An 11,441-nucleotide genomic window follows, 5' to 3' on the forward strand; every position below is an offset into this window, starting at 1 on the left:
CATGGGGGGTGCAACCGTCGCAAAACTGATCGCCCAGCGTGTTGCGCTGGGCGTTCTTCTCCTTCTGGCCGTGTCGGTGTTGATCTTCGCCGGCACGCAGATCCTTCCGGGCGATGTCGCCCAGTCCATTCTCGGTCAGGCTGCAACGCCGCAAGCGTTGGAAAACCTGCGCCGCGAGCTGGGGCTCAACGATCCCGCTTACATCCGCTATTTCCGCTGGCTGTTCGGCATCCTGCAAGGTGATCTCGGCACCGCGTTGTCGAACAAACGCGACATCGCAACGGCCCTGAGCGGACGCCTGGCGAACACGCTCTTCCTTGCAGCCTGCGCCGCCGTCGTGTCGGTGCCGCTGGCCATCCTGCTCGGCCTGTTGGCGGTGCGCTATCGCAACGGCATCATCGACAAGGCGATTTCCGGCTTTGCGCTGGCCTCGACCTCGCTGCCGGAATTCTTCATCGGCTATCTGCTGATCCTGGTTTTTGCCGTGAAGCTGCAATGGTTTCCCGCGAGCTCGACCGTTTATGACAGCATGAGCTTCCTGCAACGGCTTCAGGCCGTGGTGCTGCCGGCAACCGCGCTGACCCTGGTTGTGCTCGCCCATATGATGCGCATGACGCGTGCGGCCGTGCTCAACGTGATGCAGTCGGCTTACATCGAAACGGCCGAGCTGAAGGGCCTGAGCCCGCTCAAGATCATCCGCCGCCACGCGTTCCCGAACGCCATCGCGCCGATCATCAATGTGGTGATGCTCAACCTCGCTTTCCTCGTGGTGGGCGTGGTCGTGGTGGAAGTGATCTTCGTTTATCCCGGCATGGGGCAGTATCTCGTCGACCACGTCTCCAAGCGCGACGTGCCGGTCGTACAGGCGGTCGGTTTGATCTTCGCGGCCGTCTACATCACGCTCAACATGGTGGCCGACATCGCCGCGATCCTCGCTAATCCCCGTCTGAGGCATCCGAAATGAGCATCGCCCGTATCCCCATCGGCGCGTTGATCGGATTGGTCCTCACCGCGATGTTCCTGATCATGGCGATCTTCGCGCCATGGATCGCACCCTTCGGCAATGGCGAGATCGTCGGCGAAGTTTGGGCGCCGATGTCATCAGCGCATTGGCTCGGCACCGACAATATCGGCCGCGATCTGCTCACACGCATCATCTATGGCGCGCGCACCACGATCTTCATCGCGGTGCTGGCCACTGCGCTGTCCTTTACGCTGGGCGCCGTGCTCGGCTTCACCGCAGCCGTGGTCGGTGGATGGTTCGACACGATCATGTCGCGCTTCGTCGACCTCCTTATGTCGATCCCGACGCTGATCTTCGGCCTCGTCGTTCTGTCGGTTCTGCCTTCCACCATGCTGACCCTGATCTTGGTAATGGGCATCCTCGATTCCACCCGCGTGTACCGCCTGTCGCGCGCGGTTGCGGTCGACATCAACGTCATGGATTTCGTGGAAGCGGCGCGCCTGCGCGGCGAAGGCACGGGCTGGGTTATCTTCCGCGAGATCCTGCCCAACGCCCTGTCGCCGCTGATTTCCGAACTCGGTCTGCGCTTCATCTATGCCGTGCTGTTCCTGTCGGCGCTTTCCTTCCTGGGCCTCGGCGTTCAACCGCCGAACGCGGATTGGGGCGGCATGGTGAAGGAAAACAAGGATGGCATCGTGTTCGGCATCGGCGCGGCCCTCATCCCGGCCGCTGCCATCGCGGCGCTGGCGATCTCCGTCAACCTCGTGGCGGACTGGGTGCTGAACCGGACCACCTCGTTAAAGGGAGGCCGTGGTTGATGGCTGAAGCACAATCAAGAGCCCGGCCCAAACCACGTGCCGACGGCGCCCTGCTCGACATCCGCAACCTGCGCATCGAGGCAACCGTCTATCCGCCCGGCGAGAAACCGCGCGACGTCGTTCTGGTGGACGACGTTTCGCTCAAGCTCGAACGTGGCAAGGTGCTCGGCCTGATCGGCGAATCCGGTGCCGGCAAGTCCACGATCGGCCTGTCTTCCATGGGCTTCGGCCGTGGCGGCGTGCGTCTCACCGGTGGCGAGATCCTGCTGAACGGGCGTGACTTGCGCAAAACCGGCGCCGGTGGTCTGCGCCGGATGCGCGGGCGCGAAGTCTGCTATGTCGCACAATCGGCGGCCGCTGCCTTCAACCCCGCGCACAAGCTGATGGACCAGGTGGTGGAAGCCGCCCTGGAACATCGCGTTCTCTCTCGCGCCGCAGCCGAAAAGCGCGCGATCGAACTCTTCCGCAAGCTCAGCCTGCCGAACCCCGAAACGATCGGCGAGCGCTATCCGCACCAGGTGTCCGGCGGCCAGCTGCAGCGCGTCATGACCGCGATGGCGCTGTGCTCGGAGCCGGACCTGATCGTCTTCGACGAGCCGACCACCGCGCTCGACGTGACGACGCAGATCGACGTGCTGGCGGCGATCAAGGAAGCAATCCGCGATACGCATGTGGCGGCGCTCTACATCACCCATGATCTGGCCGTCGTCGCGCAGGTGTCCGACGAAATCATGGTGCTGCGTCATGGCAAACTGGTGGAATGGGGCGGCACGCACCAGATCATCAAGGAACCGCGCCAGGCCTATACGAATGCACTCGTTTCCGTGCACCAGATCGAGCATCAGGAACATGCGCCGGGCGTGACGCCCGTTTTGTCGGTGAAGAACGTGACGGCCTCTTACGGCGGCGGCACGGTCAAGGTGCTGAAGAACGTCTCGGTCGATGTGTTCCCTGGCCAGACCCTGGCCGTTGTCGGCGAATCCGGTTCCGGCAAATCGACGCTCGCCCGCGCCATCACCGGCCTGCTGCCGCCGATGGAAGGCTCGATCACCTTCGACGGCCGCAGGCTGGGCAACAAGCTCAGCGACCGTACGCGCAACGATCTGCGTGAATTGCAGATGATCTACCAGATGGCGGATGTCGCGATGAATCCGCGCCAGACCGTCGGCACGATCATCGGCCGACCGCTCGAATTCTACTTCAAGATGCGCGGCCGCGAGCGCGACCAGCGCGTGGCCGAACTGCTTGAAAAAATCGAGATGGGCAAGGGCTATGCCGACCGCTATCCGGCCGAACTCTCCGGCGGCCAGAAACAGCGCGTCTGCATCGCCCGAGCGCTCGCCGCCAAGCCCAAGCTGATCATCTGCGACGAGGTCACCAGCGCGCTTGATCCATTGGTGGCGCATGGCATCCTCGAACTGCTGCTTGGCCTGCAGGCGGAAGAAGACGTCGCATACCTCTTCATCACGCATGACCTCGCTACCGTGAAGTCGATCGCCGACTCCATTGCCGTGATGTATCGCGGCGAGGTCGTGCGCTATGGCTCCAAGAGCACCGTGCTCACCCCGCCCTTCGACGATTACACGGACCTTCTCCTGCGCTCCGTTCCCGAAATGGAGATCGGCTGGCTGGAAAAGGCGATCCAGGGTCGCAAGATGGCAGGCGCAGGCAATTGACCTTAGCCAGCTAAACGACAAATGTTGTTTTCAAGACTTTCCACGTCGTTCCGGTCCATCGTCGGAACGACGTTTTGCTTACAGGAGTATCCATGTCAGAACTCGACTTCCTCAGCCGCCGTGTCATGACTGGCCAGCTGTCGCGCCGTGACTTTCTTGGACGTGCTGCAGCACTGGGCGTCTCGGCTGCGTTCGCCAATACGATGCTGTCGAGCGCCGCGCAGGCGCAAAGCCCCGTTCGCGGCGGCATTCTGCGCGCCGGTCTGCAGGGTGGCGAATCCACCAACAGCCTCGATCCGGCGCTCAACCTCAGCCAAGTGCCGTTCAACTTCTGCAAGCAGTGGGGCGAGTTCCTGTTCCGCCTGACGCGTGACGGTGGCCTCGAAAATCGCATCGCGGAAGAAGCTGGCCCATCGTCGGACGCCAAGACCTGGACGATGAAGATCCGCCAGGGGGTGGAGTTCCACAACGGCAAGACGGTAACGGCCGAGGACGTGGCGGCGACCATCGAGCGCCACGCCGACAAGAACTCAAACTCCGGCGCGTTCGGCATTCTCGGCAATGTCGACACGATCAAGGCGAGTGGCAACGAGGTCGTGATCACGCTCAAGGAGCCCGACGCCGAGTTCAACTATCTTCTTGCCGACTACCATCTGCTGATCCAGCCGAATGGCGGCAAGGACAACCCGACATCGGGCATCTCAGCCGGCCCCTACAAGGTGACAGTGGACGAGCCGGGCATCCGCTATGGCGGCAAGCGGTTCGAGAACTTCTGGGACAAGGAGCATATGGGCTTCGCCGACCAGGTCGAGATCATCGTGATGAACGATCCGACGGCACGTATGGCAGCGCTCCAAAGCGGTCAGGTGCACTTCATCAACCGCGTCGAGCCGAAGATCGTCGACCTTGTGAAGCGCCTGCCGGGCGTGTCGATCGAGAACGTGTCGGGCAAGGGTTATTATCCCATCAACATGTTCTGCGACACGCCGCCTTTCGACAACAAGGATCTGCGCATGGCGCTGAAGCTTGCGGTGGATCGCGAGCAGATGCTGCAAACGATCCTGCGCGGCTATGGCACGGTAGGCAACGACTTTCCCGTCAACAAGGCCTATCCGCTCTTCCCCGAAGGGATCGAACAGCGCGTCTTCGACCCGGAAAAGGCGGCCGAGTTCTATAAGAAATCGGGTCACAGCGGCTCGATCCTCTTGCGCACCTCCGACGTCGCCTTCCCGGGCGCCATCGACGCGGCGCAGCTGTTCCAGCAAAGTGCCGCCAAATGCGGCATCACGATCGAGGTGCGCCGCGAACCAGGTGACGGCTATTGGTCGGAAGTCTGGAACAAGCAGCCTTTCTGCCTGTCCTATTGGGGTGGTCGGGCGACGCAGAATCAGATGTACACCACCGGCTACACGTCGAATGCCGACTGGAACGACACGCGTTTTAAAAACCCGCAGATGGACCAGATGGTGGTGGCATCGCGTGGCGAACTCGACGAAGAGAAGCGCAAGGGCATCTATCGCGACATGGCCGTGCTGATGCGCGACGAAGGCGGGCTGATCGTACCCTTCTTCAACGACTTCATGGACGCCGTCGCCACGAATAAGGTCGGCGGCTACAACAAGCACGTCGCTGGCGAGTTGATGGACGGCTACAGCCTGGCGGAATGCTGGGCAACCGCCTAATCATCTAAGGGATTACACCGAGGCAGCGGGCAACCGCTGCCTCCTGCGTTTCAGGAGCTGCCATCATGGCGCTGAACAACAAGCTTCTCCTCATCATCCTTGATGGCCTTCCCTGGCGCAACTGGCGCCGCTTCATGGGCAATCTGGAGGGATGGGTGCAGTCAGGCGATGCGCGCGTGTGGAAGATGCGCTCCGTCCTGCCGTCGATCTCGGCCTGCTGCTATGCCTCGATCCACACCGGCGTGCCGCCGCAGGTGCATGGCGTCCTGTCGAACTCGATCCGCCACCGCGTCCAGCAGCCGGACATCTTTTCCGAAGTGACGAAGGCTGGCGGCAAGACGGGTGCGGTGACACATTCCTACTGGTCCGAGTTCTTCAAGCGCTTCCCCTTCGATACGATCGAAGACCTGGAATATGACGAGCCCGGCAGCCCGATCACGCATGGCCGCTTCCACACAATGAGCGGCTACAACCTGCGCAACCAGATGACGCCGAGCGACATCGACCTGTTCGCAACCTTGACCATGCTGACCAAGCGCCACGGCATCGACTACGGCATTCTCCACACCTGCACGCTGGACTCGATGGGCCATCGCTACGGCCATGACTGCCACGAAATGGATGAGGCGTTGGTGATGATGGACGTTATGCTGGCAGCCTTCCTCCCCGGCTGGCTGAAGGCGGGCTACGAGGTCATCGTCACCGCCGACCACGGCCAGACCGACCGCGGCCACCACGGCGGCCATGACGACGAAATGCAGGATTTCGCGTTGTATTACTTTGGCAAGGGCAAAGGCCCATCCGAAGACACGCTGCTCGATCAGCTGCAGCTGGCGCCCACCGTGCTGACGAGGCTCGGGGTGCCGGTGCCCGACACGATGAAGGCGAAGTCGTTTCTAAGCTGAGACAAGGACATGACGCCGGACCAGTTGCGCACGATCTATGAGGCTTACATAGACTGTTTGAACAGGCAGGATTTGCCACAGCTTGGAGCGTTTGTCGCCGGCGATGTGCACTACAACGGCGGGCTGATCGGCTTGTCCGGCTACCAGCAGATGCTGGAAAAGGATCACCGCGACATTCCAGATCTTAGCTTCAACATCCTGATGCTTGTTGCTGAAGGATCCACGATCGCCGCAAGGCTGCAATTCAACTGCACGCCGCGAGCCGAGTTTCTAGGATTACCCGTCAACGGGCAAAGGGTGTCGTTCTGCGAGAACGTCTTCTACCGTTTCGAAGCCGGCAAGATCCATGAGGTCTGGTCGGTGATCGACAAGGCGGCAATCGAAGCGCAACTCGGCGGCTAGTTCCGGCAGTTCTCTTCGCTTCGAGAAGCCTTCGCTCCAAACGCCACGCAAACAAAAAGGCCGCCCTTTCGAGCGGCCTTTTTGCCCTCCGATCTCGACGGGGCTTCAAGCCGCCTGTTCGAGATCCGTTTTCCAGGTGCCGGTGGCTGCCAGCGAGTTCATGCGGGCGCGGTGGGTGAAGGCGCGCTGGCCGACGGCGACGTTTTCGGTCTTGCCGCTCCAAGCCTGAAGCGCTGCGGCCTGTAGTGCGCGGCCGTAGGAGAAGGTGAGCTTCCACGGCAGGTCGTAATTGGCGTTCATGGCCGAGAGATGCGCGGTGGCTTCTTCGTCGGACTGGCCACCCGACAGGAAGGCGACGCCCGGAACGGCGGAGGGTACGGTGGCCTTGAGCACGCGCACGGTCTTTTCCGCGACTTCCTCGATCCCGGCCTTACGGGCGTTCTTGCCGTCGATGATCATGTTCGGCTTCAGGATCATGCCTTCAAGCGAAACGCGCGCGTCGTAGAGCTCGTCGAACACGGTCTTCAGAACCCACTGGGTGACCTCGGCGCAGCGATCGATCGAATGATCGGCTGGCGCGACGTCCATCAGCACTTCCGGCTCGACGATCGGCACGATGCCGGCTTCCTGGCAAAGGGCGGCATAGCGGGCGAGCGCCTGGGCGTTCTGCTTCACCGCGCCCCAGGTCGGAACGCCTTCGGCAATCGCGATCACGCCGCGCCATTTGGCAAAGCGCGCGCCGAGGCCGTAATACTCGGCCAGACGTTCGCGCAGGCCATCGAGGCCTTCGGTAATGCTTTCGCCGGGAAAGTTCGTGAGATCCTTGGCGCCGGCATCGACCTTGATGCCAGGAATGGAGCCGGAAGCCTTGATGAGGTCTGCGAGCGGCGTGCCGTCGACGGCCTTCTGGCGCAGGGTTTCGTCGTACAGAATGACGCCGGAGATGTACTTGCTCATCGCCTCGTCGGAGCGGAACAGCATTTCGCGGTAATCGCGACGGCTGTCAGCCGTGGACTCGACCTTGATCGCATCGAAGCGCTTCTTGATGGTGCCGGAGCTTTCGTCCGCGGCAAGGATGCCCTTGCCGTCGGCAACCATGGCCACTGCGATGTCTTCAAGCCGTTCGCTCATTGCTGTCTCCTGCTGGGGTTGGTGCGGCCATACCAGAAGCAACCAAGAAGGGGAACAGCACCTAAAACGTTGAACCGATTGAAACTTTTTTCAATCGGTTTAGACCCCGAAGACGCCGCATGAAGCGCGCCGCGTCTTCGGCTTCAAGCGGCCTCAGGCCTGCTTGAGAACCTGCACGCCCGGCAGATCCTTGCCTTCCATCCACTCCAGGAAAGCGCCGCCGGCCGTCGAGACATAGGTGAAGGCTTCTTCCACACCGGCATGGTTGAGCGCCGAGACCGTGTCGCCGCCACCGGCGATCGAGACGAGGTCGCCAGCCTTGGTGCGCTCGGCCGCATGCTGAGCGGCGGCGACCGTCGCCTTGTCGAACGGCGCGATCTCGAAGGCGCCGAGCGGGCCGTTCCAGACCAGCGTCTTGGCCTTGTCGATCCACTGGTTGACGGCCTTCACCGTATCCGGGCCGACATCGAGGATCATCGCATCGCCGGGCACCGCATCCACCGACACGACTTCGTTGGCGGCATTGGCCTTGAACTCGCGGGCGACAACGGCGTCGGTCGGCAGGACGATGGCGCAGCCGGCCTTTTCGGCAGCAGCGAGGATGGTTTTTGCGGTGTCGGCAAGGTCATGCTCGCAAAGCGACTTGCCGACATCTACCCCTTGAGCGGCCAGGAACGTGTTGGCCATGCCCCCGCCGATCACCAGCGCGTCGACGCGTGTCACGAGGTTCTGCAGGAGGTCGATCTTGGTGGAAACCTTTGCGCCGCCGACAATCGCCACGACCGGCTTTTCCGGCGAGCCCAAGCCCTTCTCCAGCGCATCGAGCTCGGCCTGCATGGTGCGGCCGGCATAAGCGGGCAGAAGATGGGCAAGGCCCTCGGTGGAGGCATGGGCGCGATGGGCGGCCGAGAAGGCGTCGTTGACGAAGATGTCGCCGGATTTTGCCAGCGCCTTGGCGAAGTTTGGATCGTTCTTTTCCTCGCCCTTGTGGAAGCGGGTATTCTCGAACAGCAGGATGTCGCCGCCCTGGATCGCATTGGCAGACGCCTCAGCCTTGTCGCCAATGCAGTCTTCCACGAAGGCGACCGGGCGGCCGAAGATGCCGGCTGCGGCTTCTGCAATCGGCTTCAGCGAATATTGCGCGTCGGGCGCCCCTTTCGGGCGGCCGAAATGAGCGAGCAGGATGATGCGCGCGCCCTTGTCGGCCAGTTCGGTGATCGTCGGCTTCACACGCTCGACGCGGGTCGCATCAGACACCTTGCCGTCCTGCATCGGCACGTTGAGATCAACGCGCACCAACACGCGCTTGCCGTTCACATCCGCGTCGTCCAGCGTCCGAAAAGCCGCCATATGCCCGAAACTCCCTGTCCTGATTTGTGCGCGGAATAGACCGCAGGCGCTCCATTCGCGCAAGCCGCATCGGACCGGCAAAATCGATTAAAGGATCATAAGAAAAAGGGCGCTCGGCCGATGCCGAACGCCCTTCGATCAGGATGGTGGTGCCCGAACCGGCTTAAATCAGCTTGCCCATGGCAACGGCCGTGTCGCACATGCGGTTCGAGAAGCCCCACTCGTTGTCGTACCAGGCCAGGATGCGCACGAAGTTGCCTTCGAGAACCTTGGTCTGGTCGAGCGCGAAGGTCGAGGAATGCGGATCGTGGTTGAAGTCGATCGAGACATTCGGCTGGTCGGTGACAGCCAGCACGCCCTTTAGCGGACCGTTGGCGGCAGCCGTGACGGCTTCGTTGATCTCGGCAACCGTGGTGTTGCGCGAAGCCACGAACTTGAGGTCGACCACCGACACGTTCGGGGTCGGCACGCGGATCGAGGAGCCGTCGAGCTTGCCCTTGAGTTCCGGTAGAACCAGGCCGACGGCCTTGGCGGCGCCGGTCGAGGTCGGGATCTGCGACAGCGCAGCAGCGCGGGCGCGGTAAAGATCCTTGTGCATCGTGTCGAGCGTCGGCTGATCCCCCGTATAGGAGTGGATCGTGGTCATGAAGCCCTTCTCGATCCCCACAGCCTGGTGCAGCACGTAAGCAACCGGCGCCAGGCAGTTGGTGGTGCAGGACGCATTCGAGATGACGATGTGGTCCTTGGTCAGCTTGTCGTGGTTGACGCCGTAAACAACCGTCAGGTCGGCGCCGTCGGCAGGAGCCGACACGATCACGCGCTTGGCACCAGCCTGAAGGTGGGCGGACGCCTTTTCCTTCGAGGTGAAGATGCCCGTGCATTCCAGGGCAATATCGACGCCGAGGTCGCCATGCGGCAGCTCAGCCGGGTTCTTTACCGCGGTGACCTTGATGCGCTTGCCATCCACCACGATCGCGTCGCCATCGACTTCGATCTTGCCGGGATACTTGCCGTGGATGGAATCGAAGCGCAGCAGATGCGCATTGGTTTCCACCGGGCCCAGATCGTTGATTGCCACGACTTCGATATCCTCGCGGCCATTCTCATGGATGGCGCGAAGGATGTTGCGGCCGATACGACCAAAACCGTTGATGGCAACTTTAACAGTCATTCCACTCTCCCAAAAAACTGGATCAGGCGATCAGCTGTGCTGTGTATGCGTTTCAATCAGGCGGCGAGACGCTTCTGCGCCGCTTCAGCAGCCGCATCCGCGGTGATGCCGAAATGCGGGTAAAGATCCTCGATGCTGCCGCTGGCGCCGAAATCGCTCATGCCGATGAAGACGCCGTCGGAGCCGATCAGGTGATCCCAGCCCTGGCGGATGCCGGCTTCGATCGCGATCTTCACCGAGGCATTGCCGATGATGGCGCGCTTGTACTCGTCGCTCTGTTCTTCGAACAGTTCCATGCAGGGAACGGACACGACGCGGGCAGCAATGCCGGCGGCCTTCAGCTTGTCGCGGGCTCCAACGGCGATCTCGACTTCCGAACCGGTCGCGAAGATCGTGACCTTGGCGTCGCTGTCACCGACGAGTTCGTAGGCGCCGCGCGCCGACTTGTTCTCGTCCGTATGCTCGGTGCGCAGAACCGGCAGGTTCTGGCGGGTAAGAGCCAGCGTCGAAGGCGTATCCTTCGACTCCAGCGCAGCCTGCCAGCATTCCACGGCTTCCACCGCATCGGCCGGACGCATCACATGATGGTTCGGGATGCAGCGAAGGGCTGCCAGATGCTCTACCGGCTGGTGGGTCGGGCCGTCTTCGCCAAGGCCGATCGAGTCATGCGTCATCACGAACACGACGCGGATATGCATCAGCGAGGCCAGACGCATCGACGGCCGCGCATAATCCGAGAAGGTCAGGAAGGTGCCGCCGTAAGGGATCGCACCGCCATGCAAGGCAATGCCGTTCATGGCAGCGGCCATGCCGTGCTCGCGGATGCCGTAGTAAACATAACGGCCGGAATAATCATCTGCCGAAAGCGGCTTGGTCTGGCTGGTCTTGGTGTTGTTGGAGCCGGTCAGATCGGCCGAACCGCCGATCGTATCGGGCACAACGCCGTTGATGACCTCGAGCGCCATTTCCGAGGACTTGCGGGTCGCAACCTTTGGCTTCTCGGCCGAGAGCTTCTTCTTGTATTCAACGATGGCTTCATCGAAGCCCGCCGGCAGGTCGCCACGGAAGCGGCGTTCGAACTCGCCCTTCAGTTCGGCATCCAGCGTGTTGAAGTGTTCCTGCCAGGCCTTGCACGACTTGGCGGCATTGAGGCCGGCCAGACGCCAGGCGTCGAGCACATCGGACGGCACCACGAAAGGCTCGGACCCCCAGTTGAGCGCCTTGCGGGTGGCCGTGATTTCTTCCGCGCCCAGCGGCGAACCATGCGCCTTGCTGGTACCGGCGCGGGTCGGCGCGCCGAAGCCGATCGTGGTGGGGCAAGCGATCAGGCTCGGCTTGTCGG

At 62.2% G+C, this 11,441-nt stretch carries 10 protein-coding genes; 6 read left to right on the forward strand and 4 right to left on the reverse strand.

Annotated features, from left to right (window positions below; all coding sequences use genetic code 11):
- The first annotated feature begins 1 nt into the window (after position 1).
- From RTX98_RS11380 to RTX98_RS11405, 6 genes are all read left to right on the forward strand, one after another.
- Positions 2–964, forward strand: a complete 963-nt coding sequence (locus tag RTX98_RS11380; RefSeq protein WP_312796677.1) for an ABC transporter permease — start codon at positions 2–4, stop codon at positions 962–964.
- Positions 961–1,782: an ABC transporter permease gene (locus RTX98_RS11385; RefSeq protein WP_189505753.1), complete on the forward strand. Its 822-nt coding sequence runs from the start codon at positions 961–963 to the stop codon at positions 1,780–1,782. Before RTX98_RS11380 ends, RTX98_RS11385 begins: the two co-directional genes overlap by 4 nt.
- A complete protein-coding gene (locus RTX98_RS11390; protein ID WP_312796679.1) occupies positions 1,782–3,458 on the forward strand; it encodes an ABC transporter ATP-binding protein in 1,677 nt (558 codons plus the stop codon). The genes RTX98_RS11385 and RTX98_RS11390 overlap by 1 nt, the downstream gene beginning before the upstream one ends.
- A 92-nt stretch (positions 3,459–3,550) precedes the next feature.
- Positions 3,551–5,140, forward strand: a complete 1,590-nt coding sequence (locus RTX98_RS11395) for an ABC transporter substrate-binding protein (protein WP_312796680.1) — start codon at positions 3,551–3,553, stop codon at positions 5,138–5,140.
- Positions 5,141–5,205: 65 nt separating this feature from the next.
- Entirely contained in the window at positions 5,206–6,045 is an 840-nt protein-coding gene (locus tag RTX98_RS11400) for an alkaline phosphatase family protein (protein ID WP_312796681.1), read from the forward strand.
- 9 nt (positions 6,046–6,054) lie between these two features.
- Complete coding sequence (locus RTX98_RS11405; protein WP_312796682.1) at positions 6,055–6,447, forward strand: ester cyclase; 393 nt, start codon at positions 6,055–6,057, stop codon at positions 6,445–6,447.
- Positions 6,448–6,552: 105 nt separating this feature from the next.
- Here the strand turns inward: RTX98_RS11405 and RTX98_RS11410 are convergent, their stop codons facing one another.
- The 4 genes from RTX98_RS11410 to RTX98_RS11425 all read right to left on the reverse strand — a co-directional run.
- On the reverse strand, positions 6,553–7,578 hold the full coding sequence (locus RTX98_RS11410; RefSeq protein ID WP_312796683.1) for a class I fructose-bisphosphate aldolase: 1,026 nt from the start codon (positions 7,576–7,578) through the stop codon (positions 6,553–6,555).
- Positions 7,579–7,731: 153 nt separating this feature from the next.
- Positions 7,732–8,928 carry a phosphoglycerate kinase gene (locus RTX98_RS11415; RefSeq protein WP_312796684.1) on the reverse strand — a complete coding sequence of 399 codons (1,197 nt, stop codon included), beginning with the start codon at positions 8,926–8,928 and terminating at the stop codon, positions 7,732–7,734.
- Positions 8,929–9,091: 163 nt separating this feature from the next.
- Positions 9,092–10,099, reverse strand: a complete 1,008-nt coding sequence (gap, locus tag RTX98_RS11420; protein WP_312796685.1) for a type I glyceraldehyde-3-phosphate dehydrogenase — start codon at positions 10,097–10,099, stop codon at positions 9,092–9,094.
- A gap of 56 nt (positions 10,100–10,155) precedes the next feature.
- Positions 10,156–11,441: transketolase-like TK C-terminal-containing protein (locus tag RTX98_RS11425; protein WP_312796686.1), on the reverse strand; the 1,286-nt coding region annotated here is incomplete at its 5' end.

The organism is Tianweitania sp. (assembly GCF_032053605.1).
Taxonomy (GTDB): domain Bacteria; phylum Pseudomonadota; class Alphaproteobacteria; order Rhizobiales; family Rhizobiaceae; genus Tianweitania.